Below are 25603 nucleotides of genomic sequence, written 5' to 3'. Positions count from 1 at the left end.
CGCGCTCCTTTTAAACCGCATTTATCTATATAACGTCTCCCGAAGTGAGAGTGATGTAATAGGGCCATACTCAGCACGAAAAGAGACTGAATTCTGGCCACCACTCAACCTTAAATACCCACTTTATCTATTTTTATTATCCGTTTCACATCACCGCGGATATTTCTAGGTGATAATTACTAGATTAGGTATAAAGACTCAAATCTAATTTTGAAGTTTAAGCGGAAAGACATGTTACTGACTATGTCTAAGAAATTTTTTATATCGTAATAACATTGCAACTCGCCACGGTAACAACATGCCAAATGCCAAAATGAAAAACATCCCTCCTGTTTGTGCAATTGTTACAAGTGTCCCAATGTAGCTATCCAACGCAAGACGAATAATCAGTAACGTTAACAATACAAAGATAAAAGTTGGCGACCTTTTTAAATAGATGTCACCATCTACTTTTTTCATATGAGACGTATAAATTAAAGGTATGGAAAAAAAGCATCCAACAAGAAAAGTAATCAGTGCGTACGTCCAAGGAATTCTGATATCAGGAACTAGAAACATCAAAAAACCGGTTATCATTCCAAGCGGTGGCATAATAATTTTCATCGTCGAAGTGGGTTTTTTAGCCGCTTGCAGGCGAATTACGATCACGATCAAGGCACCCACGATGATCGCGATCATACTGATCAATTGCAACATATGAGTAGATAAAGAAAACAAAATACCCTCATCTCCTTATTATTAGTCCATCAATAGTCTGAGGTACCTATTGTGACCACTCCCCATGGGGCTTCTCAGCACACGCATGACGCAACCGCTTACGTTACATTCTGAAAGCTCAGTCCAAGCCATGTCAACATACTAGTCTAACGCACGTTTCAAGATGTTTTGTGCCGCGGTTACGTCCCGATCCTGAACATAGCCACCATGATTGCACCTGTGTACACGCTCAGACAGTTTCTTAGGAACGATTTCCCCGCAATTCGAGCAGAGTTGACTTGTGTTTTTGGGATCGACTAGCACGACACGACGACCAGCTTCTTCCGCTTTTTACGTGGTGTACTGTACGAGTTGATGCCAAGACGCATCAACGATGCTTTTGGCAAAGTGGTGATTTTTCACCATTCCTTGCACGTTCAGATGTTCAAAAGCAATGAGTCCATAGCCACGGACTAGTTTTTTAGACACTTTGTGCGCGTAGTCCCTGCTTTGATTCGCGATATGCTCATGCAATCTCGCTAGCTCTCTAACGGCTTTGCGACGACGAATAGACCCCTTCTTCTTGCGTGATACGGATCGTTGCTTTCTATGCAATGTTCGTTCGGATTCGCGCAGGAATTTTGGCTGTTCGTAAAAATCCTCATCGGACGTAATCGCAAGATGCTTGACCCCAAGATCGATCCCAACGGTGGCATTCGATTCTGGCAAGGAATTCAGCTCCACTTCGCATGACAGACTGGCGCAATACTTACCGTTTTTCACCATGACAGTACAGGTTTTTATTTTTCCTTGTGGCTGGCGATGATGTTTCATTTTCACTTCGCCAATCTTTGAGAGTGTTCATTGATGACCATGGATCGCATAGCCACCCTGTGGGTACGTGAAAGAGTCATATCGTCCTGCTGATTTGAAACGTGGATACCCAGGCGTTTCACCTGCCTTTACACGACGAAAAAAGGCTTGAAATGCTTGGTCGAGTCGTTTCACCACATCTTGTAACACCTGCGAATGAACCTGTTTTAGTGTTGGAATGTACTTTTTGCGCTCATTTAGCGTATTAGCCTGATCATAGTCATTCAGCGTAGTCTTGTCCGTTTTATAGGCGAAACGCCGTTCGTCAAGCAAACGATTGTAGAGCAAGCGACATCGTTCTAAGGTAAACTGGATGTTCTCTTCTTACGCTTTCGTAGGATAGAGTCTATACTTATACGCTTTTCGCATGGTCTCACCTGAATTTCTGCTCTTCGATATACTTCTTGATCACATCCAGTTGAACAGTGTCTACTGTAGCGACAAAATAGGCATTCGTCCACAGGGAAGGCAAGCGACTTTTGATGGATTTGAATTCATCACGAAGAACTTTGGACGTGTATTCCATGAGTTGTTTAATGACTTTGTGAATCCCGTATTGCGAATCGCACTTGATGAGAAGGTGAACATGATCAGACATGATGTCCATGTCAACGATTTCAGCCTGAATGTCCGTTGACTTTTCCCAAAGCAACGCCTTTAACCTTTCGTCAATGGGTTCAGCAAGCACTTTACGGCGATACTCCGGGCAAAAGACAACATGGTATTTACAATCGAACGTGACATTGTGGTTTGAATCAACATCTCTACTCAGGATGAATCACCACAAACTAGTATAGCGCCAAACAGTAGATACAAAAATGTTATCTATTGTTTGGAGGAAAAAGAAAAGATTCGCCTGACGGCGAGCGCCTTATATCCCCATAGATGAATCAAGGAGTTTTACGGCGCATTTGATAAAAATCAATCAAAAAAATTAGCGTTGATCAATTCCTTAACACGAGGTGAAATGAATCAGTGTTGAGGGATTTTTTCTCTAGAATAAAAAAGAAAAGATACGGCTACCCAGATGGCCAATAGGGGTTGGGGTCCAAATGCCAATGCAAATGCTCCGCGAAATCCCGCACTTTGAAAAACGATCCACAAAACAAACAAAATCATCCATGTGATACTTGCGACAAATCCTGTAAGTCCTGAGCGCCATTTAGTAAACAGCCACATAACAGCTAATCCCAGTGCGATGATCCCCAGCATAAATGTCGCGATCCCGCCATGATGCATTCCCCACAGATTCACTTGTGCAAACAAACGGAATAGCCATACCGGCGTATGAACAGGATGAAGTGCAATCATTATCTGGTATCCTTTTCCTGACCAAAATGAATGAAATGGTAGCCATTGAACAATGCCAAATAAAAACCAATATCCTGCATTGACATAGACGACCAGGTCGCGCATAAGGAGTGTGCGCCAACTATTTAACGGAATCCATAATAACGCAACCGTGATTGCAAGCAGTATTCCCGTGCCAGGCGATCCAGCCAAAAAGGTCGGGTTGGGGGCGCCTATTCGTCCGAGATCTTCAGCATATACCCAAGTAAAAAGACCAAAAAGAAACACGAACCCACCCATGATTCGCGTAATGGTCACTTGACGAAACGACCATAAGAGTCCTGCAAGTGAAAGTTGAATGACCACTGACCAGATATTAATCCACATCCCGTGATGCATAAAGAAAGTGAGAAATGTATCATATGCGGATCCAACTCCCATCTGCTGATGCACAAGCCACGTAGATGGTTGGATAAAAAGGATGCTAGGACGAATCTGTAAAAGTCCACTGATCAACAAAAATGTAGCAATGCTATGTTTGATCATTCGGTATTGTACCGGTATGTGAATTGCCTTTTTTTTAGCCTTCAAATCTTCAGGATGTGAGTTATCAGCTAATGATTTTGACATTTTTTCCATGACCAATAGCATCACTACTTTGAAAATCACCAAAAAGACGATAGCACCTACCAATTCAAAAAGACTTAAGTAGTACGTGTTAAGAAAACTAGCAGTATCCTTCATGCCTATTGTCCTCCTTGACACGCTATAGTATAAATGACATCTTTGTCATTTCAATTGCTCAGAGAGTGTTACTCTACTTTCAAAGTTCTTCGTATATGCACTTTCCCACCAAGTTCATTATGATCGTAAATTCAAGTAGCCAACCTTAAAGTATCCATTGCAATGTAGGTTATTTAGCAACGATATAAGGGATCTTTGTCCTTGTAGATACATCAAAACGCGCCCATAACCCTGAATCCGTTTGACCATCAGGTACTGCAGAGACGATTGCATACAACCCTGCCCTATTAGCCATAAATTGAAATGTACTTACTTCATTCGTTCCGATTCCTATCGTTGGATGGGGGGTGTATGCATTTTTAAAAGCAGGTGTAAATGCTCCTCCTTGGATCTCATGTAAGGGTACAATCATGGCACTATTGATCACTAACGATTGATTATTTTTAAATGTTACATCAACGTTCCAGCCGACTGGGACTACAACTTGTAAGTATCCATTAGCAAATCCATCAAAGTCCACATCACCCAGCGGCGTGGTCGTTGCTGTCAATTGAAAATATACACGGTGATTTTTCGTATTGATCCGCATAAAACGCTCAGTCAAATTTTTTGTTGAAAAAGATTGCCTAGATTTTTGATACGCTTGAATACTTTTAATTGTAATTCCATTGGATGCAATCGCAGGAGCTACCGTATAACTTGTAAATAGCAGCAGCACAGAAAATAGTGTAAATGTTCCATAGATTACTCGCGGATGCTGCCGTATCCACATTTTATATGTACGTACCCTTTTTGTCATACGTAAAAATAAATGTAACTGATTGTAGTCTGTAATCGGTCTTTCTACATACCAAGCAGAGTAAATCACCAGAGCTACCATAGGAGAAATATTAGGGTCAGTCCCCACACCACCTACGACACCGAAATCTTGACCAACCCACCAAGTAAAAAATAGCCAAAATACAGTTAACATCCACGTACATCGTTTGCATGTTGTAAATAAATATCCAACGGCTAACATAAGCATCATCAACACAAAAAATCCATTCCATAGGATGGGATGTTGTTCTACAAGATGTGAAAAGATCTGGATTGGCATTAATATAAATGGTGGCTGCGGTGTTTCAAATGTATTTTCAAAAATACCACTACTCAAACCCTGCCACGTCCAAAAACCATCGCTAGGTAATACTTGCCAAACTACAGTCATAACCCAAAAGAGGCTGATCCATTTCCCTATTCTTCGGTGAATTCCCCCATCCTCCCACCGTGAAATAGGTAATAATAGCAGGACTGCAGCTACAATGTATAGAATGACTGATCCAGGACTTCCTGTAATAAAAGTAGGGCTGCCTGAAAGAATACCGCCCATACCTTCTCCTAACGTCCATACCACCAAACTCCATGCAATAGAAATCCATAATCCTATTTTGCCTATCCTCCGATCCTTTCCTAAAAATAGAAAGACTGCAATAGCCAGTTGGATCACAGCGGCAAAAACAGCCGATGCTATTTGATGATTCGTCCACAACTGAATTCCTTGTCCTAAGGTACGTAAATACCAAGTGGGTTCGCCTTGTAATACTGGAGCTACTACCATATCAACAAACATACTACTAGACATGGGTGGCTGTATTTGTAATATAGCATCAACTAACCAAAAACTGGCTAATCCATACCATAAAATCCATCGACCCACAGGTACAGAGGTACTCTTGTTATTGTTTTGGAAATTTTGAGATGTCCGAGACAGACCACTAAATTGTTTGTTTTTTTTTAAAAAGAAAAGCAGCAAACTTATAAAAATTACGCAGATACCAATGATTCCTATGGTTAGCAATAATGAAGAATAAAATTGTTCGACTGTGAGAGGACTTAAGTATTTTAATAAATAATACGGCAATCTAGTATCCCTCCTGCATGAGTATCATCGCTATTATTCATCAATCGCTTCTTCTCCTATATCTTCTACTTCTTTATGTTCTATAATCACATGCGTGTACTCGTAACCGTGTGAACAATGTTCGCAATGAATGCGTACAACAACTTCTCCTATTGGTGATGAGTGGGTTGAAACATGATCGCATTTTGGGCATATTGATTTGAATTCCCAATGCTTACTATTCATTTGTATCATTACCCCTTTACTCACTTTATTAATGCAAATACAAATTGCCCCTAAAAGCTTTGCATAATTACCCTAGGCAAAGTTTTTTAGGGGCTATCATCCTATTTAATAGGCTATACGCGAGCTCCATCGCTATTCACTATTATTATTAGAATAATCATCACTTGCGGATCTGTCAATTCATTAGTGAATATTTCTTATATCATCGTATTTCAGCGTAAGAGACTCCGGCTTCTTCAAGCGAAGAGGACTACATCTTCTCTCCTTTCTACTAAAAAAGTATGGGATCGTTCTAACAACTCCAGTTTCTTATCATTCGCTCTGGTATGAACCTTTGTTTCGTTTAGCAATCGCAAATCAAAATATTCACTGAAACGCCGACCAAAAACGAGCCATCCTTGACCCTCATAAGGCACCTTATCAAACAATTGGAATCCAAATAGATACCGTGGACTTTTGTTTGCCTTCCTTATTCCCTCTTTCAAAACCATCGCTATGCAACTGATGATTTTTTCCGCGAACCTGGTTGAATAGATAGATTGTTTCTATTGGTTGCGCAAGGATTTCCACGAATACAACGTGCGTCAATCTTATGTCTTTTTTTCTACTCCATATTTGATTCTTGGTCAGATAGACAGAAGTTAGTTTGATATCCCGTTGTAGAAAAACCAACGGAGTACCATCATGTGACTGGCATCACAATAAGAAATCTTGCGAGTAATGAGATTATCCGGCGTATCTCCATCCGTTTTTCGACTTTCAATGTGCTGGACGTTTAGAATCTTGTCTTTCGATTACTCTTTGCAATGTCGACTAGTATATTGATCACGAAAAAAGACATACTCTCAAACATTTTATAATGCTAGCGGTTCACCTTCTTGGTAATCATTTCCTAAAATCTCTGGATTTTTATGTTTGTAAATATCAAACTGTGCGATTTCAATTCATAAACATACTCCAATAATTAAATCATATATTGGAGTAATATAACAAATTTTCTATCTATTTACCCTATTTATTGTCAGGTTAATGCTCATTATTTATCATTATTCTGAGTTTACTTAATGCCTTGTTTTGAATTTGACGAATTCCTTCCCTGGTCATTCCTAATTCCCTTCCTGTTCCTGCAAGTGTCATTGGTTCTCTTCCATCAAAACCATATCTCAGTCGTAATATTTTTTGCTCTCTATCAGTTAATTGTTCTAACAAACCCATCATTTGCTGCTGCTGTTCATTTTTAGTTAAGGTATCCAAGATATCTTCCATTTTTTGATCCGGTATCATTTCTTTAAGTGGCAATGGCATTTCATCACTCAATGTCATTTCCATGGACATTGGTTCATTAAGCCATATCCTGAGTAATGTGACATACTCAATATTTCTCCCTAATTCTGCAGCAAGACACTTATTTGAGGGGTATTTCCCGTATTCTAAGAATCTAGATATAACTATCTTTCGTAGTTTCAAAAAATCATTGAATCCGTGAGCAGGAAAGCGTACTATTTTTGATTTATTAGCCATTGCCCGTTTAATGGATTCTTGAATCCACCACACTGCATACGTACTGAATTTATAGCCTAAATTTGGATTAAACTTTTGTGCCGCCTTAATTAAGCCGAGATTCCCTTCTTGTATTACATCTTCAAAGTCCAGTCCTCGTCCATTGTAGCGCTTAGCAATAGAAACAACTAATCTTAGATTCGCTTCAATCAATTGATTCATTGCCGTTTGCTCTCCGGTTAATGCCAAACGGGACAGGCTTACTTCTTCTTCGTCAAGAAGTAAGCGTACTTGATTGATTTGTACTAGATAATCGGAAACTACATCATGCTTCTTTACATGTGTTTCAGTTTTTTCGTCTCTCATTTCCGATGACCTCCAAATGAAAATGGCTCCTGCGAATATAAGACAATATTCGCAGGAGCCATCATCCCAACAGGGCGGTTATGGCGAGCTCCATCGCCTATTTATTATGATATACATCATAATAAAATGAACTCATTAATGCAATCCAGTTTATCACTCTATTTAAAGTTGCCTCACTCGAAAACCAACTATTCTATAGTATCTTTCATCTGCAAAGGGCTTGCTGACTCATTTTATGATCTCTCAAATGGGCCAAGAATCTTATTTAAATAATTCACTGTTGCTTTTTAAATAAAATATAAACATGATCTTTATCGTGATTTCATTCCTTAAATGTAAGCAACGTCAGCTTTCTCGAAAAAAGAAAGGCAGCAAGAACCGCGAAAAGGCCAAACATGAACTCGGACATGTTCACGACCATGTGTCGAACCAGCGCAAAGACCATCTGCATAAAGTGTGTCGATCTTTGGTGGATCGCTATGACCTTATTTATATGGGAAATTTGCAGGTGAATGAGATGATGAAAAATCTTCGACTTGCAAATTCTATCGCGAATGCAAGCTGAGGGAGTCTCGAAGCCTACTTGGAATACAAGGCCAAAAATGTTGGGAACAAGTGATCAAAGTGTTGCCTCAGCAGACCTCACAACTTTGCAGCATCGGTGTGGGTCCATCGTGAAAGGAAGACTTATCGGTGCAACCACAAGTGACTAGCATGTGGATTAGACATGGATCGTGACGTAAACACAGCGATCAACATGCTGCATCGAGGGCTAGAAATTCTACAGCAAGTCAGCTAACTTGTATGCGTCACATAGGCATGGAACGTGCCGAATCGTCGCTTTCGGAGATCATGTAAGACCTGCGACGGCAGGCGGTGGTTGATGGAAGCAAGAAGCTTACACCTCTAAGCGAGGGAGGGAGCAGTTCACACATAAATTCCCTTGACCTCTTCACCATCAATATGACAAAAGAACTCAGTCTTCGTAAGTGCCTCAAGCAATGACCTGTGAATTGGATCCGCCAGCTTTGAACGCTGCATCAATATCGTTACGTCGATCGAACCAGATCATGGTTTCACAAGTTTCTTTTTAACAAATAGATAGCTTACACCAATGATCATTGTTACAATGGCAAATGCATAAAAGGCAATTTGTTGATCCTTTTGAAATAACGCATACACGGTGAGAACAACAATCGCAACCATGGTGATCACTGTGGAAAACGGCTGACCAAATGCTAGCCGAGAAACTTCCCCTTGTCTTCCCTCTTTTGTGTTACGCCATTTAAGAAAAGTCCACAACATCATAAACCAGTAGAAAAAGGTCATAAAACTGGATGCGCTAATAAGAAAATTATAGATATTGGACGGCAAAATAAACGCCGCTCCAATCGCAATGAAAATCCCACCTGCCGTACTCGCTAGAGCCCCATATGGGACATCTCGCTTAGATGTCTTAGAGACAAAACGAGGTGCTTCACGGTCTTTTCCTAAACTCACTACAATCTGATTGGCTGAAAACACAGCACCTGCCATGACACTAAAAGAGGCAACAAGGACAACCGCATTAAAGATATACGCTAATACAGGCATCCCTGCATGTTCTAAGGCTAAAACAAATGGACTTGTCTTTGTGCTCACTGTCTGCCAAGGTTCAATCAATAAGAGTCCACCAATGGATAACACATACACAAGCGTCAAGATGATGATCGTCCATATGGCTCCTTGCTCAATTTCTCGCGTATCTTTTACTTCTGCAGCCGCTGTTGCAAAAACGCCAATCCCAGCATAGGCAAAAACTACGATTAACATGGACTGTAAGATACCAGTGATACCATGTGGAAAAAATCCTGCAGACGTAAGACTGGCATGTGCAAATCTACCCACTGAGGCGTGCCCGAACATGATTATGACGACAAATAGGATAAACCCAACCAAGGCAGCTATTTTTACCACACTCATCAAAGATTCTACACGACCAAAACTTTTAACACCAAAAGCATTGATCAGCAAAATAATCGCAGAATATACAGCCGCAAATATCCACAATGGAACACCCGGCAACCACACACGAGTAAACACACTCATCGCTACAGCTTCGCTCGCGATCGTTAATACACTAGCTAAATAATACATCCAGCCCTGCATGTACCCAGCAAATTGTCCAATATACATATCGGCATATACTTTAAACGACCCTTCTACAGGATGTTGAGTTGCCATCGAGGTGAGTGCACCTGTAACCTGTGCGGTTAGAAATGCGCCAATCACAAAAGAGATCAGTACGCTTGGACCTGCAGTGCGTATGGGTAATCCACTGCCAAGAAAAAACCCAGCCCCAATAATGCCCCCAACCCCAATGAATATGAGCTCACCGAGTCCTAAAGAACCATGACCTTTTTTTTTCGATGGATAGCTGATCTTTTGATTTCTGTGAATTAGCATACTCTGTTTACTCCGTTGCATCCAAGCTCCTCCTACAAATGATGATCTTCGGAGCTAGCATGTGATGCAACGAATGCTTTTATGCTTGATGATGGTGTTTCTCCCTCCCTTTACAGGAGAACAGCCCCATGAATTTGTGCGAGGACAAGGTCCACTTCAGAGAGTGGAGAAATAAAGACCAATAACTCATCCCCCGGCTTCAACACTGTATTCCCATGTGGGACAACCACTTCTCCTCCTCGTTTCACAGAAACAATGACAGCCTGTTTAGGTATACTTATTTCAGATAATGGACTCTCGACAATCGGACTCGAATGCTTTAATGGGATACTCACAAACTGCCCCACATCTCCAGTATAATCCTTTAACTGCTGTACTTTAGCGTTGGATTCAGTCGAATACAACGTATAAGCACTATACGCACGAACGACATCGCGCTGAGTGAGCGTTCCCACAACTTCATTTGTGCGATCATCTACTACGGGCAATAAGGTAACATCATGCAACGAAAAAAGACGCATCGCTTCTTCTAGAGTAGCGCTTTGCACGATGACAGGCAGGACAGAAAAATCAAGCATGGATAAAGGAGTCGTCAGCGGCATACTTTCAGCATAGGAGCGCAAGGTTTCAAGCGTCATAATTCCCTGTAATTGTTGTCGATGATCTGTAATAACAGCTACATGATCGCGCGACAGGTTTACTCCGTGATACGCTTCTACTAGTGTGTCGTCAGAAGAAAAATGAGCGGCCAACGGCTCCATGGCTTGTTGCACAGAGATACGCTCTGTGGGTCGCACCTCATTGCCACGTAAGATGTTTATCCCCAGTCGTGAAAGCTTTACTGTATACATAGAGTCACGCGTAAGTAATCCATGGACTACAAAAGCTGTCACACAGGCAGCCATGACAACAGGGGTCAACTGATAATCTCCGGTGACCTCGAGTAAGATCGTAATGGATACAAATGGAGCTTGAGCAGCCGCAGCAAATATGGCACCCATACCTGCAATGGCATAGATTTCTGGATGCGGAATCAACCCAGGAACCATGAATCGCAATACATCACCATATAACGCACCGAGCATCGCACCAAGAAAGAGCGAGGGTGCAAAGACACCCCCAGAACCACCGGACCCAACCGTAGTGAGTGTCGCTACATATTTCAATACAAACAGAAGAAGAATGGTTCCAATGGCTAATTGCCCACCGAGTGCCAAATGGATCGAGGGATACCCAACGCCTAGGACTTCAGGTGCCAGTAAGCCAAGTACTCCTACGAGTGCCCCGCCTGTAATGTTTTTTACCCAAAAGGGTACACGCCAACGCTCTAATAAATCTTCCGAAAAGGTCAATCCTTTAGAATAGGCAATACCAAGTGTTCCAGCCAGTAAGCCAAGGATAATCATAAACAAGAGGGCTATTGGATGAATCACAGGGTAGGGTGTCGTTTGTAACACGGGGTGATTCCCCATGATTGCATCAAAAACTGTAGACCCTGTAACTGCAGCTAAAAATACGGGCATAATAGCCCCCATCGCATAACTGCCTAATATAATTTCTAAGCCAAAAAAACCGCCTGCAATCGGCGCATTAAATGTCGCCGCAATGCCTGCTGCTGCCCCTGATGCTAAGAGAAGGGAAATATACTTATCGGAGAGCCGTAGCCGTTGTCCAAGAATCGAACCAAAAGCGCCACCGATTAGCGCAATCGGACCTTCTCGTCCCACGGATCCACCTGCACCAAGCGTGATTGCAGGTGCTATTATGCCAAAAAATGCGACACGCGGACGAATCTTGCCGCCACGCAAAGCAAGCGATTCTAGTAATTGTGGTACTCCGTGGCCTTTGACTTCTTTTGCAAAAAAATGTGTAATGAGTCCAACAAGCAATAACCCTAAAGCTGGAATTAAGGCGCGCAGTGGAGAATGTGTGACAGGTATCATAGAAAACCATGATGCAAATAAATGAATCATACCCCTAAATAAAATAGCCCCTAGTCCACCGATCACTCCGATTAAGATGGCAAGTAAACCAACAATGATGGGTTCACGATACGGATGGATTAGCCAGCGTTGCAATGGTGACTGTTTAGGACGAGCTGGTGCAATCATGGATGACAATGCAAGATCCCCTAACCTATATTACGTTTATTTTAAATAATCCTATTTGAAAAATTCATAGCATGATCTTGAAGAGACGACGAAAGTATGCAGTGCGAGGATCCATTGGAAATTGGCCAATTCCCCCTAAAAGATGACGTGATGGTAGAAAAGACCTCAACCTTTAGTCGTGTTGAAATATCGAATCGAAACACCTACGGGGTTCTTCTCATGAACAGCGTACAAGAATTCATTATAGACTTCAACCCAGGGTTGAAAGTGAATTTCGACGGCGGTGACTTGTCCACATACGCTAGGTTATCTCTCTACAAGGAATGTGATCAGATCATAGGGTTGTCTGCTTGTGTTTTGCATCGAGATCATTCGAATAGTGACGTAGTAGTACTGCAGAAGGTGTATCACCATATTGCAGGCTACCACACCGACGACTATGCAGTTGCCAACTCCATGCTTATCAAGATAGTTGGGATTCCGGGTTTTCTAAGATGCTCTTTGTGACATTTCTTGTGACCACTCCCCATGCCTAAAGGCATAGGGAGTGGTCACGATGAGTTTAAGAAGCACTACTGTCTGGATTCTTGCCAAAAGCCCATTGATCTGATTCGGATGTTCAAGTTTTTGCTCTTAAAGGCGACCTTTATGTTGTCCGACGTGGACATCGTCGAGCGAAATAAATATGACATGTCATTCAAATGTTTTCTTCACATGGCGGATGAAGACTCCGTGTTTGAATCGAGCTCCTTAACCAAGATTTGAAAGTTACGGCTAAAGGGTCTGAACTTGCTTTATAGGCTGATCCATAAGACCGTTGAAATCACAATTGAAAATGGCATGATCAAAAGCAAGGCGATGATCATCGATGCGACCCATACGAAAGCCCGATATAATCAGGAATCGATCACTATTAAAATTAATTGCCGTACTCGAATCGGAAGGTGGCGTCTGTCAACTTTCTAAGGTCCAAGAACCGCTTAATCTATTGAAAGAAACGGTTGTGGATGACTTAGAGTAGCTTCAAATCTCAGAAGACTAGGATGCAAAGGTGGGTCAAGAGAGCGCAAATTCCTCGTTCTTTGTATACAAAACGCATATCCCATGACCGTGGAACGGCTGATGACAGTGGCTGTTGTCACGACGGTCATCGGGGATACTGCTTACTCGAAAAAATAAAATATAAAGTATAGCCACGACAATGACATGGAACTGGTTGCTAAATTAAATCCACCCATCACGCAAAGGGAACGCAAGAAAGAAGATGAATTTCAGTTCAATAAAGATACGGGCATGTATGTATGCAAAGCCGGACATATGGCGATCTGGAAAGCATGGCATAGGTAAAAACCAAGCCATTATATACTACTTTTTATTAAAATATGTAAAAAAATACTGTTGAAAGAGGGATGCTACACTGAAGGAGCAAAAAGTAAATCATACTCAGTGACGATTAAATTGATCGAGCACGCAGAACAGATGGTGTTCCAGGAAAGTGAGTACTTCAAAGCGAAAGGCCGCTACAAAATTGAAGCAAAGGACAGAGAACTGAAACACAGACACAGGTATGACGTAGCGTCATCTTCAGGTCTTGTTGGCATGGAGTTATAAGGCGCCATGGCCATATTCACCGTCAATTTAAAAAAATATTGAAACTGATCAAGTAAAAAATCATTCTTACCTGCCTGCTTAGACAACGGAAAGACGACCATACTTCAAAAACCAGAATGGGTTCGTCTTTTATCACTCCTTTTTTAGCTGTTTCAGCAAAACCGTAAGTTTTTCAGTAGCCTCCTTTAGCTATGATAGCCTCTCGGCATTCGATCTTCGTTGATTCTCCTGGGATTCTTGTCCGTAGGATGTTGCCGTGCCCTCCACCATGAACGGGGCTTCCTTGCCTGCTTAGGGCAGGGAACTGGAAATTCTACTTCGATTTGTGGCGAAAAATAGCGTAAAATCCCACAAAAACACTTGACATTTGAAAACTACCCCAATAATCGCGACGAAGAGTCTAGCCCACTCTATCCTTCGCCGAAAGGGGTAGTTCACCCCGTATGTTACCATCCATCCGCTCCCATGCCCAGTACCAATCGTGTGTCCTGGAGCAGTTGCGTACCCATTACTCGGGCGGCATCCTGGTGCTGCTCGCCAAAGACTGGACCTTCATCGAAAAGTTCTGGCTGGCGGACCTCTCGAACACCGCATCCGTTCTGAGCCGACAGTATGCCATCCGTGGCATCAAGGCGACCGATTCGGCCGACCTCTTTCGCTCCTACCTTCTGATGTTGCAGGTGGGGTGCACTTCCGTGACGGCGTGGGTCGACGAATTGCGCCGCGTTCCCCTATACGCCATCATCAGTGGCTTCTTTCCCGGACATACTCCCGGTGTGGGCACCTTCTACGACTTCTTCGCCCGCCTCTGGCCTTCTGCCAGCCCTCATCTGACAGGTCGTATCAAACCCAAACGGAAGAAGAAACCCGTCAAGGGCAAGAAGGGAGAAAAAGCCCCGACCACGACACCCAAAAAGGTGGAGCGGTTGGTTCGCCGGATCCTGATCCGCCGCTCTGCCATTATCTCCTTGCCCACCGACCGTCTCATGGCCCTGTTTCGCGAATGCTTTGTGCAGGTCTCGGCGTCTCTCGGGATCTTGGGCGACGTGTCCGCTCTGTCGATCGCCGGGGACGGAACGCCGATACGAACAGCCGCCTACCCTCGTAGTCAGCGGATCTGTGACTGTCGAAAACAAGGCAAGGATTCGTGCGCCTGTCCCCGTCTGTATTCGCAACCCGACTGTGATATCGGGTGGGACAGCCATCGCAACTGCCACTACTTCGGCTACCATCTCTATCGGTTCACGGCATCGGACAGCCGCTATGACCTTCCTCTCTATCCGAGACTGTGCCGGGCTTCCCGCCATGACTCCGTGTCGCTAGTCGTGAGTATCCGAGAGTTCGAGCACGATGACCCGGATTGGACTTGGAAACGGGTGCTCCTCGATGCGGCTCATGACGCCATGCCTTTCTACCGATATTTTGTGTCCAAGGATATCCTTGCGTTCATTGATCTCAACAAACGCCACACCGGAATCAAGAAGTACAAGGATGACATCACGCTATCCGATCAAGGAACTCCCATCTGTCAAAAAGGGCTTGCCATGAAAAACAACGGGTATGATGTCAAACGCGGGAGACGCAAATACCGCTGTCCCCTCATGAAAAAGGGTGGTTGCACGTGCGATACGCCTTGCTCGGACTCAGCCTACGGTCGGTGCGTGTACACGTATACCCACGACAACCCGCGCCTGTTTCCGCCGGTTGCAAGAAACAGTGAGGCGTGGAACGGGACATACAAACGCAGAACATCCGTCGAGCGTTCCAACAAACGGGAGAAGATCGACTACAAGCTCGAAGCTGGCAGGCATCGCAGTACGAACATGTGGCTGATCCGAATCTTCGGGATTATGATGTGTCAGCACCTGGATGCGTGGCATCACGAGATCGAGATTGACCTGAAGTCGACTTTCTTGGTGGCCTAAGCCACACAAGAATCTCGGCGCAGCCACGCTGACCTTTTCAAAAAAGATCCGGGCCGTGGCTTCTTTGCCATGCCCAATTCCCTATGGAAACCAGCTCGACATACCGAAAGTACTCCATTCCCAGTAAACAACTTGCATAATTAACGTTATTGCTCATTTAGGAACGTCTCAATGCCGAGAGGCTATAAAAGAGAAATCGAGTATATTGACTATGCTCTCACAACTACTTAATAATTTCAAATGCGGTCAATACATGGGGTGTACTAAATTGGTTTCAGTTCGTAGCTCATGGTACTGAGAGATTGATATCTGTCACCAAACAGTGTAATTGTATAAATACTCATCAGATATCTGTATAATTCGTTTAATCTGTTCATAATATCACAATTATACTGAGGACTAAAGAACATGCCATTCCTTCCCTACTTTAAAAGTAGTAAACTTGTGCAATGAACCGAAATCTCAAACGAGACCAAGATTCAACCAAATAAAGCTGTTTCAAGCGTTTTTTTGACGAATAACATCGTTGAATCAAGCACAGGTAAAGGACTGTTTGTATCAGAAATAAGCATTGGAATTTCCGTGCAACCCAGAATCACCGCGTCAGAGCCTTGCTCTTTCATCGAATCAATTATATGGATGAATTTCTGTTCTGCTTCCGTAGTCATGATACCGCGAAATAATTCAGTATCAAGAATCTCCTGAATCATCATTTGATGCTCCACTGAAGGTGTCATACATTCGATCCCAAAAGGTTTCAATCGGTCGTGATAGAAACTAGCATTCATTGTTGGAAGTGTACCAATCAATGCAACGCGTCGAAATCCACGTTGATGTGCGCTCGCTGAAACAGCATCCGCAATGTGTAATAACGGTAACGGGGATTCGTGTTCAACTTCATCAAACACAACATGGGGTAAATTTGCTGCAATAACGGCAAAATCAGCTCCAGATGCTCGTAATGCTTGTAATCCATTCAGCAATCCATTGGTAAATTTATCCCATTCCCCAGCTTTTGACCAGTTCATAAATGTTTGAAACCGAACGCTAAACAGTACAATTTCTGGATAATCGGTGTCATTATGTTGCTCTACATATAATTTAGTTAATGCACCATAAAAATGAGTCGTTGACTCAGCACTTAGCCCGCCGATAATTCCAATTCTCTTCATTTCAATCCCAACGCCTTTCATTGGTTTGCGTTAAACCCAATCTATTGTAGTAACAGTGCGTTCTGTAACAACATCTCCGGTATGAAGCGTGGATTTAGGCTCCAGTAACAAGACATACACTTCTTCTTTAGCGATCGGGAAATGCTCCACCCCTTTTGGAATGACGACAAACTCACCTTTTTCTAGAGTAATATCACGATCGCGCAAGCGAATAAGCAATGTTCCTTTGATGACGAAAAACATTTCGTCTTCATCGGCATGTTGATGCCAAACGAATTCCCCGCTTAACTTCGCAAGCTTTACATAGGAATCATTAAGTTCCCCGACAACTCGAGGATGCCACAGATCTTCAAACAATGAAAATTTTTCTGCAAGATTAACTTTTGATATCATGATATTATTCCTCCAAAGTACATACTATGAGTGAACTGCTCCCTCCTTCGCTTAGAGGTGTAAGCTTCTTATTCCATCGACCACCGTCTGCCGTAGCAAGTCTTACATGATCTCCGCAAGCGTGGATTCGGCACGTTCCATGCCTATGTGGCGCATACAAGTTAGCTGACTTTCTGTAGTATTTCTAAACCTCGATGCAGCATGTTAATCGCTGCGTTTACATCACGATCCATGTCTAATCCACATGCTGGACACTTGTGGATTCGCACCGATAGGTCTTTCTTTACAATCGTTCCGCAACCGCTACTGCAAAGTTGTGATGTGTGATGGGGTGGAACTTTAATGGCATTTTCCCAGCGGATGTTGCCTTGTATTCGATGTAGGCCGTCAACCTTCCCCATCCTGTATTTTCCATAGATTTTGCAAGTCGATGATTTTTCATCATCCCTTTCACTTGCACATCCTCTATGCACATCAGGTCATAACAATCCACCAAAGATCAGCTCACTTTGTACAGATGGTCTTTACGCTGGTTTGCCGCATGGTCGTGAATATGTCCGAGTTCATGTTTGGCCTTTTCGTGGTTCTTGTTGCCTTTCTTTTTGCGGAAAAGCTGTCGTTGCTTGCGCTTCAGCCGCTTTTCGCTCTTCTGTAACCACTTGGGATTTTCGAAGAATTCCCCATCCAAGGTGGCAATCAGCGAAAGCAATCCAAGGTCAATGCCCGCCGCGTTTTGAATCTCTGTGAGTGGCGCGACTGCTTCTGTCACATAGGCAAGGTTCACATACCACTTGCTATTATGATTGAAAATTCTTTTTTTATTAGTCTTGATGACGCGCTTTTGTAAGCGTTGATTAACTTAGATAGTTCGGAATTGGGATGTGCCTTGAACAAAACATGGACATGATCACGATTGTGATTCCATTCTTGAAGCGTGATGCTGTCATTTGGCTGTATGTACTCAAAAATCTTACGCAACCAGTCCGTAATGGCATCATCAATCACTTTACGCCGGTACTTGATAACCAAAATCAGATGGTAATACTTCAAGAACACTGAATGATAATTACTGTCAAGCTCCATACAATATATACCTTATTCACTAACACTACTGATAGTATATCATGAGGAGGAAAAACACGCCATTCATCTCGACTCCTTAGAGACAGGAAAATTCTTGCACAAGAAGTATTAAATTTAATGTAAAATAATCTCCACTCTTGAACAACGATCGTGGATATTCAATCGTTTTTCAGTTTAATTCCGACTTCTCACAGATCGTGGGAAATTTGAAGACCAGGGAAGCGATCCCACTATGACATCTGGGTCGTTGACATCTAAATTGGGTGACCACTCCCCATGCCTTTAGGCCTTAGCATTACCCATAAATATTAGGCGGGTTTAGGATCTCCCACATCGTAGTTAGATCATGGAGTCGGCGGAAGCCTTGCCAGAGCACCTTTAAGCCGGGATTGCCATCGCGTTTGCGTCCGAGAAAACCACCGAGTTTGGCAATCCACAGTACAGCGGTTTGCATATTCGGAGGTTGCTCGGGAAGAACGGTTGTCTTGTTCGTCGCTGTATAGAGGGCCTGCCATTCGCTTTCTCTGAGCGCTTCCGTGCAGGGTAACTCTGGCGTTTACCTAGCCTGATAAGTAAGCCGTAGCAAACGCGAGGCCGCAATGCTGTATACTGCGAGTGCACGCATGAGCCGATCTTTCGTCTCCAACTGAAGCTTTTCTATTTGACAACCACTTTTTAGGATGTAATGGAATCGCTCAATCCACCAACCCAAGTTAAACATGGTAGAGCTTCTTCAAAAGTGGTGATAGGTAACGTGGTCAAAACCATCCACTCGATTGGTGGTTCGCCATCCTGAGGCGGTTGTTCTCGCACGAGTAGGGCGTTCACTGTGGGGGGTGCCAGATTCTCCTTCTTTCGATGAGGTGGCGTCCTTAAGGTTACCGTTGCAGCCTGTAAGGTAAGGATGGCCTCCCGTTCAGGGCGTTCGTCTCTACGTGGTACTTTGATGGTTGTTTGACCAAGGACGGGGGCGTTCTCAACAGCATGCTAGAGATGGTCATCCGAATCATGAAGTCGGCGATCCCAGGCGGCCCGAACCAAAAAATCATGGTTGTTGACTGCGAGAAGGAACAGATCAAAGATACCACTTTCCCTGTCTCCGACCATGATTACTTTGGTAGAATCAGGAATGACAGTTCGTGCTTCTTTCGTAACGTCGATCCAACGTACGCTCTCTTTGTCTTCCAAAGGACGTTGTCTACGGAGTTCCCGTTTTCCCTTATCCTCAGTAGAGCAAGTCCACAAACGGTGGGCCAAGATTCCTTGCGGGACCCCCTTGATAGATACGGAAGGCAACGGTGTAGGAAAAAACCAGACAAACCTGTCTGTCCGATAGGTCCCAGTCCTTCGGCCTTTCGGTGCAAGGTGAAAGTAAACATGGTCGTATCTTGTACGGCCAGAATCATAGACTGATCCTGCATGTTATCTAGAGTCGCCCCTCTATGGGAATCGCTGCAGTCAAGAAACGTATTAGCACTTACTTTATTACATGTCATGATCTGATTCAGAACTTAAAACGAGTGATGCTAGAAAATCGTTCAGAAGCTAGATTAAAGTATGATACTAAGTAGAAACTACTCATTATTGATGAGATCGGTTATCTACCGATTGAACCAAAAAATGCAAAGTTATTTTTTTCAACTGATGGATATTCACTATGAAAAACGAAGTACAATTTTGACAACAAATGTGAACTTCAGAGCACCAGATGAAGTGTTTCGTAAACCGAAACTGTCCAACGTTATTCCTGATCGTATCCTACATCATGCGACTGTCGTTACCATTGTAAGCGAATCCTACCGGTTGAAGAATCATCTCGCTAAAGATGATGATTGATTTTGTACATACTTAAACAAGCGAAAGTGTACAAGTTTGTGTTGACATTTACATCCCAATTCCATATCACTCTACGAGAGTCTTTGATACATGATGGGTTACATCCGACATCCAACGGGTTTCTCGTTGTCCGATTTGTTTGAGTTACCCACGAGTTGAAGCTGTGCCTTGTTGCTGCAACTGCTTTCGTAGGTGCTTGTAACACGATCGTTTGTTTTTGATGCTTCTGCTTATGGATCTGATGTTCTATAAAACTCAGCATGGCCCACCACTAACCAAAGGGGTAGTTTCCGTGGTTAGTGGTGGGCCATTAAGGAATGACATCAGGGGATATTTCTAATGTATTTCATTGTAGCAACTTTGAAACAGCATATGCCTATTATGGCCTATTTTAAGTAACAAAGATCGAATACTGAATTATCGTATGTACAACACCAATTATACGGAATTAATTTCATTTTTTTATTTTTATTTATGTAACTATGTGTTTTGAAGAGTCTTCTAAAAAGCCTAAATCTAGATGAAAATTCGCTAATTAATCCTAATAAATGGTTGTAAGCACATACGGTCAAAGACTGCTTAGAGTACTATAGGGTTATGCATTAACAGAAAAGGGTGATTTGATCATGGGTACTTTTGGAGGATACACGCAATGGGCTGTGGTGTTCCTCATTATTTTTGTATTGTTTTTCTTACTGATTCCAGCTTTTGGTGGGGCTGCAGGTATTGGAATGGGCGGGCACTAAACATTCTATTCTATGAGAGGTGGGTATAAAATGGGCGCGTTTGGTGGGTATACAAGATGGGCTGTTGTATTTCTCATTATCTTTGTTCTGTTTGTCTTAATTGCACCTGCTAGTGAAGCAGGTATGGGCGGGTATTAATGATCTGTAATGAACATATACAAGACACCCATGGATCAAATTGAGTGTTTTGTATATGTTGTAAGTATTCGATATAAGGAGTCTCAATTACGTATAAAATAGAATGTTTTATTTAAGGAACCCATACGATATCACACAGTTTTCTGTTTGAATACGGATGAATCATTCACATACCCGATATATAGAAGTGACTTCTTCATTTATATACGTATCATTTATAGATCGTATAACTGATTGAGATTCTTTAGATCTAGTCTACAAGTGTCTTTGAAGATTTTTCTTCTATTTTTATTTATAAGGGAGTCATTAAATAGTTACCCAACGTTTTTATTAGTATCATTTATAGGTTCATCCACTAAGAGCCCATTTCTAGTATGAAATAAACATTAGAATCAAAGTGTCAATTTCATTTTTTGTAATGTTATCACTGTTCCTTCATCATGATATGCGTAAATCTTACTTTACTTGTTTTTGCAAAAGGATAGACATCATCATGCATACCATTCTCTTCATACAATTGCCCTAAGGGTGCGTAATAAGATGAAAACGTCTAAACACCTGCAGACTCTTAGCATAGTTTGGTTGAGTAACAGTAGAGGGACTTAGATATGGTTTCAGTAAAATAGAAGATGAGTATCGAGTCTTTCAAGTGCTTAGTCATGGATTCCGATCATTCTTACCATTCTAAAAATATAATGAGTCGAAAGGGGAGGGGCCGTATGGGATACCATATCCATCAGTCTGCGGTTGACCGCGGTGTAGTCGTTCAACGCATTATCCAGAAAGCGGTCACTTCCCTCTTGAACGAACAAGCAACTGATGGATCATGGCAACATGGATTTGAAATGGGGATCATGCCAGATGCACAGACAGCTTCTTTCTTATATTTGCTCAATTATCGTGATCCGATCTGGATACAGGGGTTAATTGATCGCATGCGAGAAACACAAAATACAGACGGTTCTTGGAGTCCGTATCCAGATTCACCCGGCGATCTTTCAACTACAGTTGAATGTTATTATGCTATGACCCTATACGATGCTTGGGATGAGTATCCTGACGAACGTCTGGCAACAGAACAGTTCATTTTGCGATCAGGAGGGCTGAAGGCTTGCCGCAATCTTACAAAAATGCTTCTCGCAATTGGTGGAGAGATTTCCTGGATACATTTGCCTTCACCGACATTATACGCTTGGTTATGGAGTGACCTATCCCCAGTAAAGATGCAAGACATTGTCACCTTTACACGTTTGCATATCGCCTCAATGATCATCGTATCTGCCCATCAGTATGTGTCACCTGTTGTATCAACCCGAAAATTGGGGCATTTGATGGCCTATGGTTCTGTAATAAAGTTGCAAAGGAGATCAAAACATAAACGGGGTATGTCAGTTCCAACGACATTGCTACGGAGATGTATGCATTACCTCAACAGTCAGCGTGAACTTGATGGCACACTCGCAGGGTATCACTCTTCTACATTTTTATTTCTATTTGCGCAATTAGCCATGGGATATGAGTTGACACATCCAGACATTCGACAAACTGTGAATGTAATCCGTCGATCATGGGGCTGTCCGTTTGGTGAAGCAAAAAACCATCAACAAACTTGTGACGCTCATATCTGGAATACAGCACTCACCCTACGTGCTGTACGCGATGCAGGGTTGCCTCTAAGTCATTCAAACGTTCGTTCTGCAATGCGTTATCTAGTAAACCATCAGCACATTTCGCAGTGGGATGCGTATCACCAGGCGTTCACGATGCCTGGTGGCTGGGGATTCTCCAGTAACAACACCCGACATCCCGATACGGATGACACCGTCGCATGTCTTGAGGCACTCGCTGATGCATCCGATTGTAATTACTCTCAGTGGCAACTTGGTGTTCAGTGGTTAATCTCCCGACAAAACTCCGACGGTGGTTGGTCCGCCTTTGACCAAAACTGTGGGAAGCGTTGGATGGAAAACATCCCAAGTAACGACATGAGGCATGCTATTGCAGACCCGTCCACTCCGGACATTACGGCTAGAGTGATAGAGTTTTTCCTTAATCACCAGCAGATGGTAGCAACCGACCCCGCCATTCATCGCGCCGTGCGTTGGCTCTTGCATGCACAGGAAAAGGATGGTTCTTGGTACGGACGCTGGGGCAATACGTATCTCTACGGCACGTGGTGCGTTGTACGGGCACTGTGCGTAAGCAAGATGATCGATACAAATAAACCACTACAGCGAGCACGTAACTGGTTACTACTCATTCAACAAAGAGACGGTAGTTTCGGAGAGTCGTGTAAAAGTGATACTTTGGGTTGTTATACTCCTTTACAACAGGGACTTCCATCGCAAACGGCTTGGGCTCTTGAAACTCTTCTTTATTTGTATTCGGTGGAGACCAATGATCTGGAGAAGAAGCGCCTATCTCATGCAAGCCATCGCAGCGCATCTTGGTTGATCGAGTCATTTGAAAAATCCCAGTGGCGTGAACTCGTTCCCACAGGATCAGCATTCCCTGGTGCTTTACACATTCGTTATCACTTATATCCTAAAGTATGGCCCCTTGTTGCACTAACACGGTATCGAAATACCTACAGTCATCTATGGAAAGGGGGTGAAAATAAATGGCTCTCGATCCTAGACTCGTAGATGCCTTTCGCGCACGTATCGCGAATCCTCTTTACTGGCGGCGAGCACATCATTGCTTGAGGAACAATTGTTCACGCGAATTGCTATCTACCCCAGATGGGTGTGCGGCCTTTGTCGACCACATGAGCAGCGTTATGAATGTGTCCATCAGTCCAACCCAACGTGCTAACGCAGTAAATTGGTTATATGCGCAGCGCATTGATCCTCGTCATCCATGGCATCAATCTCGCATGTGGAGTATGGTTCACGGTGCATAAAACGATTGGGATCACCCATATATGTGGTGATCCTTTTTTAATCAACTGCCTCATTTACTACGGGTATGATGACAAATCAATAGTGTTTGACCTCCTCCCCATGGCTAAAGTCCTTAGCATTACCCATAAGTGATTGTAGAAAATTGCTGAACGAGTTACCCCCTCAATTTCAGAGCCTTGCTCCCCTATTCGCATTCAATCGTAAGATTGCTTGATCAGATCTTGACAACAAATGGGTTCACCTCACGAATTACAATTGCACGAATGAACTGTTCCGATGTCAAATCATATAAACTGCCATGAACTTCGCTTTGGTTGTAAAAAGGCATTTATTTTGTCACGACTACGTACGCTGCTTGGTAGTTCTCAAACTCTGTAGTAGACAGTCGGTCGCTTTCTACCTGTGAATGGAACATTTCAATGTATATGCATTCTTGTTTGGCGGAATGCGCTCATGCGTCACACCTACTCCCTCACAGCCCCTATTGCGGTTCGTTATCCGTTCGAATGACAGGTCGGCTATCGTTCTCAAACATTTGCCTCTTCCACAAAACACGTTGCAATCTCTGTTCCGTATGATGCCCTTCACAGGAAAGTCCGATGTGATAGTCAACGATCGCTCGGTCGTACACATCAATTACGCATCAGGAAGAAGAATCGATGTTCACCATGGATGGACACATACTTGATGTCCATTTCCCAGAGTTGGTTTGATTCCGAAAGCTCATGATTGTTTGCCAATCGTCTCGGATGCTGAATTCTTTTCTGTGCTGCGGCTCTACAATATCCAGCTCTGCACAAAGTCGATACACCTTCTTCTTGTTCACGACGAGATCATGGTGTCGTCTCAAGATCCTTAAACTCAGCAGAAGAAACAAGATAACTGGCAACTTTCTTTGCCTTAGGAGATGTGGTTTGCCAGTCATGGTGGTTGGATCTTTTCATCCGGTTATAGACCATCTTCGGGGTAAGACCGTGCCGACGTGTAACTTGGGCAGCATTGCCCACCTCGTGCACTTCCTGAAGCACCTGTTGTTTGAACTCCAAGGTGTATTGTTTTCTCTGCATACACCAATCACCTTCACTAATAATATAAGATTAATAGATAAGGGATAAGTCTCAAATACAATTTAGGGCTTAAGACCGACTACCCACATGGCAGACACTTCGACGATCGTATCTTCTAATGGGTTTGTACCTGTTGTTTCTGTGTCGATGACCAGAAATCGCGCTTGGGACATCACACATCATCCTCTTCGCTTGTGAAAGATTTCCCTCGTAGGGCGTGTTCACTAACGAGACTATCTTTTGGATACTGCTTGCGAATCGCTTCATCCGTTAGATCCGTTTCTAACCGGTAGGTGGTCCCATTTTTTCGTTTCATCTCTAGGCTGCGTACATGCATGTGTTGTTCTCCTTTCACTCGGCTTGCAAGTGCCACTTTGTTTGACGAGCAAATGCCTCGATGACTTCTGAGGATAGATGTTGCTCTGTCCGTACCCCTACTGCTTTTTTGACAAGGTACACACTGGGTGTCTTGATCACACCAGGAGTGATCTGTTCAGCTAAACGTATCAACGCTTGTTGTTGCACCTTATCCGATACGACAATCTCCCACCCTGTCACGTGACGGAGTTCTTCGAT

General features: G+C 43.1%; 23 protein-coding genes, 6 pseudogenes and 1 riboswitch. Of the genes and pseudogenes, 6 read left to right on the top strand and 23 right to left on the bottom strand.

All coding sequences use genetic code 11. From position 1 onward, the window contains the following. Positions 1 to 234: 234 nt before the first annotated feature. The 9 genes and pseudogenes from MM817_RS14095 to MM817_RS14065 all read right to left on the bottom strand — a co-directional run bounded on the left by MM817_RS14095 (position 235) and on the right by MM817_RS14065 (position 7597). Entirely contained in the window at positions 235 to 717 is a 483-nt protein-coding gene (locus MM817_RS14095) for a CcdC family protein (RefSeq protein ID WP_241716298.1), read from the bottom strand. Between the two features lie 141 nt (positions 718 to 858). Next, positions 859 to 1035, bottom strand: a pseudogene (locus MM817_RS17515) (zinc ribbon domain-containing protein); the annotation flags it as partial. A 12-nt stretch (positions 1036 to 1047) separates the two neighbouring features. Continuing rightward, positions 1048 to 1545: an RNA-guided endonuclease InsQ/TnpB family protein gene (locus tag MM817_RS14090; RefSeq protein ID WP_336605184.1), complete on the bottom strand. Its 498-nt coding sequence runs from the start codon at positions 1543 to 1545 to the stop codon at positions 1048 to 1050. A 12-nt stretch (positions 1546 to 1557) separates the two neighbouring features. Further along, the gene (locus tag MM817_RS14085) at positions 1558 to 1857 is read right to left on the bottom strand and encodes a hypothetical protein (RefSeq protein WP_241716294.1); all 300 of its coding nucleotides are present in this window, start codon (positions 1855 to 1857) and stop codon (positions 1558 to 1560) included. A 36-nt stretch (positions 1858 to 1893) separates the two neighbouring features. After that, a complete protein-coding gene (locus tag MM817_RS17510) occupies positions 1894 to 1938 on the bottom strand; it encodes a helix-turn-helix domain-containing protein (RefSeq protein WP_419723411.1) in 45 nt (14 codons plus the stop codon). Between the two features lie 4 nt (positions 1939 to 1942). Further along, positions 1943 to 2341: an IS200/IS605 family transposase gene (tnpA, locus tag MM817_RS14080; protein WP_241716343.1), complete on the bottom strand. Its 399-nt coding sequence runs from the start codon at positions 2339 to 2341 to the stop codon at positions 1943 to 1945. Between the two features lie 200 nt (positions 2342 to 2541). Further along, the gene (locus tag MM817_RS14075) at positions 2542 to 3603 is read right to left on the bottom strand and encodes a hypothetical protein (protein ID WP_241716292.1); all 1062 of its coding nucleotides are present in this window, start codon (positions 3601 to 3603) and stop codon (positions 2542 to 2544) included. Positions 3604 to 3772: 169 nt separating this feature from the next. Next, positions 3773 to 5506 carry a sulfocyanin-like copper-binding protein gene (locus MM817_RS14070; RefSeq protein WP_241716290.1) on the bottom strand — a complete coding sequence of 578 codons (1734 nt, stop codon included), beginning with the start codon at positions 5504 to 5506 and terminating at the stop codon, positions 3773 to 3775. Between the two features lie 1251 nt (positions 5507 to 6757). Then, entirely contained in the window at positions 6758 to 7597 is an 840-nt protein-coding gene (locus MM817_RS14065) for a sigma-70 family RNA polymerase sigma factor (RefSeq protein WP_241716288.1), read from the bottom strand. Between the two features lie 45 nt (positions 7598 to 7642). Further along, positions 7643 to 7704: riboswitch (Fluoride riboswitch) on the bottom strand. A gap of 197 nt (positions 7705 to 7901) precedes the next feature. On the opposite strand from MM817_RS14065, the gene MM817_RS17505 reads away from it, so the two are divergent. Beyond that, on the top strand, positions 7902 to 8162 hold the full coding sequence (locus tag MM817_RS17505; RefSeq protein WP_419723408.1) for a transposase: 261 nt from the start codon (positions 7902 to 7904) through the stop codon (positions 8160 to 8162). Between the two features lie 503 nt (positions 8163 to 8665). On the opposite strand, the gene MM817_RS14060 is transcribed toward MM817_RS17505, so the two are convergent. Continuing rightward, entirely contained in the window at positions 8666 to 10063 is a 1398-nt protein-coding gene (locus MM817_RS14060; protein ID WP_241716286.1) for an amino acid permease, read from the bottom strand. Between the two features lie 89 nt (positions 10064 to 10152). Further along, on the bottom strand, positions 10153 to 12153 hold the full coding sequence (locus tag MM817_RS14055; protein WP_241716340.1) for a chloride channel protein: 2001 nt from the start codon (positions 12151 to 12153) through the stop codon (positions 10153 to 10155). A 555-nt stretch (positions 12154 to 12708) separates the two neighbouring features. On the opposite strand from MM817_RS14055, the pseudogene MM817_RS14050 reads away from it, so the two are divergent. Together MM817_RS14050 and MM817_RS14045 are read left to right on the top strand one after the other, a co-directional pair. After that, a pseudogene (locus MM817_RS14050) lies at positions 12709 to 13764 on the top strand (transposase); the annotation flags it as partial. A gap of 443 nt (positions 13765 to 14207) precedes the next feature. Then, entirely contained in the window at positions 14208 to 15689 is a 1482-nt protein-coding gene (locus MM817_RS14045) for a transposase (protein ID WP_241716284.1), read from the top strand. A gap of 479 nt (positions 15690 to 16168) precedes the next feature. Here the strand turns inward: MM817_RS14045 and MM817_RS14040 are convergent, their stop codons facing one another. From MM817_RS14040 to MM817_RS14015, 8 genes and pseudogenes are all read right to left on the bottom strand, one after another. Then, the gene (locus MM817_RS14040; RefSeq protein WP_241716282.1) at positions 16169 to 16861 is read right to left on the bottom strand and encodes an aspartate/glutamate racemase family protein; all 693 of its coding nucleotides are present in this window, start codon (positions 16859 to 16861) and stop codon (positions 16169 to 16171) included. 30 nt (positions 16862 to 16891) lie between these two features. Beyond that, the gene (locus MM817_RS14035) at positions 16892 to 17254 is read right to left on the bottom strand and encodes a cupin domain-containing protein (protein WP_241716279.1); all 363 of its coding nucleotides are present in this window, start codon (positions 17252 to 17254) and stop codon (positions 16892 to 16894) included. 161 nt (positions 17255 to 17415) lie between these two features. Continuing rightward, positions 17416 to 17544 (bottom strand): zinc ribbon domain-containing protein, encoded by a 129-nt coding sequence (locus MM817_RS17500; protein ID WP_419723410.1) that lies wholly within the window; start codon positions 17542 to 17544, stop codon positions 17416 to 17418. Next, a complete protein-coding gene (locus MM817_RS14030) occupies positions 17538 to 17708 on the bottom strand; it encodes a hypothetical protein (protein WP_241716277.1) in 171 nt (56 codons plus the stop codon). Before MM817_RS14030 ends, MM817_RS17500 begins: the two co-directional genes overlap by 7 nt. A 45-nt stretch (positions 17709 to 17753) precedes the next feature. After that, positions 17754 to 18038 carry a transposase gene (locus tag MM817_RS14025; protein WP_241716275.1) on the bottom strand — a complete coding sequence of 95 codons (285 nt, stop codon included), beginning with the start codon at positions 18036 to 18038 and terminating at the stop codon, positions 17754 to 17756. Positions 18039 to 18061: 23 nt separating this feature from the next. Then, positions 18062 to 18337: pseudogene (tnpA, locus tag MM817_RS14020) on the bottom strand (IS200/IS605 family transposase); the annotation flags it as partial. A 295-nt stretch (positions 18338 to 18632) separates the two neighbouring features. Next, a pseudogene (locus MM817_RS17495) lies at positions 18633 to 18878 on the bottom strand (IS4 family transposase); the annotation flags it as partial. 446 nt (positions 18879 to 19324) lie between these two features. Then, positions 19325 to 19594, bottom strand: coding sequence for a hypothetical protein (locus MM817_RS14015; protein WP_241716273.1), 270 nt, complete (start codon positions 19592 to 19594; stop codon positions 19325 to 19327). Between the two features lie 182 nt (positions 19595 to 19776). Here MM817_RS14015 and MM817_RS14010 point away from each other — a divergent pair. Further along, positions 19777 to 20173 (top strand): annotated as a pseudogene (locus MM817_RS14010) (ATP-binding protein); the annotation flags it as partial. Positions 20174 to 20245: 72 nt separating this feature from the next. Here the strand turns inward: MM817_RS14010 and MM817_RS17490 are convergent. After that, positions 20246 to 20401, bottom strand: a pseudogene (locus MM817_RS17490) (RNA-guided endonuclease InsQ/TnpB family protein); the annotation flags it as partial. Between the two features lie 1375 nt (positions 20402 to 21776). On the opposite strand from MM817_RS17490, the gene MM817_RS14005 reads away from it, so the two are divergent. Both MM817_RS14005 and MM817_RS14000 read left to right on the top strand, forming a co-directional pair. Further along, the gene (locus MM817_RS14005) at positions 21777 to 23702 is read left to right on the top strand and encodes a prenyltransferase/squalene oxidase repeat-containing protein (protein ID WP_241716271.1); all 1926 of its coding nucleotides are present in this window, start codon (positions 21777 to 21779) and stop codon (positions 23700 to 23702) included. Beyond that, complete coding sequence (locus tag MM817_RS14000) at positions 23678 to 23959, top strand: hypothetical protein (RefSeq protein WP_241716269.1); 282 nt, start codon at positions 23678 to 23680, stop codon at positions 23957 to 23959. Before MM817_RS14005 ends, MM817_RS14000 begins: the two co-directional genes overlap by 25 nt. 834 nt (positions 23960 to 24793) lie before the next feature. Here the strand turns inward: MM817_RS14000 and MM817_RS13995 are convergent. The 3 genes from MM817_RS13995 to MM817_RS13985 form a co-directional block, all read right to left on the bottom strand. Further along, positions 24794 to 25027 carry a helix-turn-helix domain-containing protein gene (locus tag MM817_RS13995; RefSeq protein WP_241716267.1) on the bottom strand — a complete coding sequence of 78 codons (234 nt, stop codon included), beginning with the start codon at positions 25025 to 25027 and terminating at the stop codon, positions 24794 to 24796. Positions 25028 to 25199: 172 nt separating this feature from the next. Next, positions 25200 to 25364 (bottom strand): hypothetical protein, encoded by a 165-nt coding sequence (locus MM817_RS13990; protein ID WP_241716265.1) that lies wholly within the window; start codon positions 25362 to 25364, stop codon positions 25200 to 25202. A 14-nt stretch (positions 25365 to 25378) separates the two neighbouring features. Beyond that, positions 25379 to 25603 (bottom strand): hypothetical protein (locus MM817_RS13985; protein WP_241716263.1); only part of this gene is annotated, 225 nt, incomplete at its 5' end.

Source organism: Sulfoacidibacillus ferrooxidans (assembly GCF_022606465.1).
In the GTDB taxonomy this organism is placed as follows: domain Bacteria; phylum Bacillota; class Bacilli; order Alicyclobacillales; family SLC66; genus Sulfoacidibacillus; species Sulfoacidibacillus ferrooxidans.
Note: the sequence above shows the minus strand (reverse complement) of the source record. Positions and strands in the feature narration are given on the sequence as shown.

What these genes read in the sequence shown, in the direction of transcription:
- MM817_RS14075 (WP_241716292.1), bottom strand. Translation starts at nt 3,603, where the DNA reads ATGAAGGATACTGCTAGTTTTCTTAACACGTACTACTTAAGTCTTTTT.
- MM817_RS14065 (WP_241716288.1), bottom strand. Translation starts at nt 7,597, where the DNA reads ATGAGAGACGAAAAAACTGAAACACATGTAAAGAAGCATGATGTAGTT.
- MM817_RS17505 (WP_419723408.1), top strand. Translation starts at nt 7,902, where the DNA reads ATGATCTTTATCGTGATTTCATTCCTTAAATGTAAGCAACGTCAGCTT.
- MM817_RS14060 (WP_241716286.1), bottom strand. Translation starts at nt 10,063, where the DNA reads ATGCAACGGAGTAAACAGAGTATGCTAATTCACAGAAATCAAAAGATC.
- MM817_RS14055 (WP_241716340.1), bottom strand. Translation starts at nt 12,153, where the DNA reads ATGATTGCACCAGCTCGTCCTAAACAGTCACCATTGCAACGCTGGCTA.
- MM817_RS14045 (WP_241716284.1), top strand. Translation starts at nt 14,208, where the DNA reads ATGTTACCATCCATCCGCTCCCATGCCCAGTACCAATCGTGTGTCCTG.
- MM817_RS14040 (WP_241716282.1), bottom strand. Translation starts at nt 16,861, where the DNA reads ATGAAGAGAATTGGAATTATCGGCGGGCTAAGTGCTGAGTCAACGACT.
- MM817_RS14035 (WP_241716279.1), bottom strand. Translation starts at nt 17,254, where the DNA reads ATGATATCAAAAGTTAATCTTGCAGAAAAATTTTCATTGTTTGAAGAT.
- MM817_RS14005 (WP_241716271.1), top strand. Translation starts at nt 21,777, where the DNA reads ATGGGATACCATATCCATCAGTCTGCGGTTGACCGCGGTGTAGTCGTT.
- MM817_RS14000 (WP_241716269.1), top strand. Translation starts at nt 23,678, where the DNA reads ATGGCTCTCGATCCTAGACTCGTAGATGCCTTTCGCGCACGTATCGCG.
- MM817_RS13995 (WP_241716267.1), bottom strand. Translation starts at nt 25,027, where the DNA reads ATGCAGAGAAAACAATACACCTTGGAGTTCAAACAACAGGTGCTTCAG.
- MM817_RS13990 (WP_241716265.1), bottom strand. Translation starts at nt 25,364, where the DNA reads ATGCATGTACGCAGCCTAGAGATGAAACGAAAAAATGGGACCACCTAC.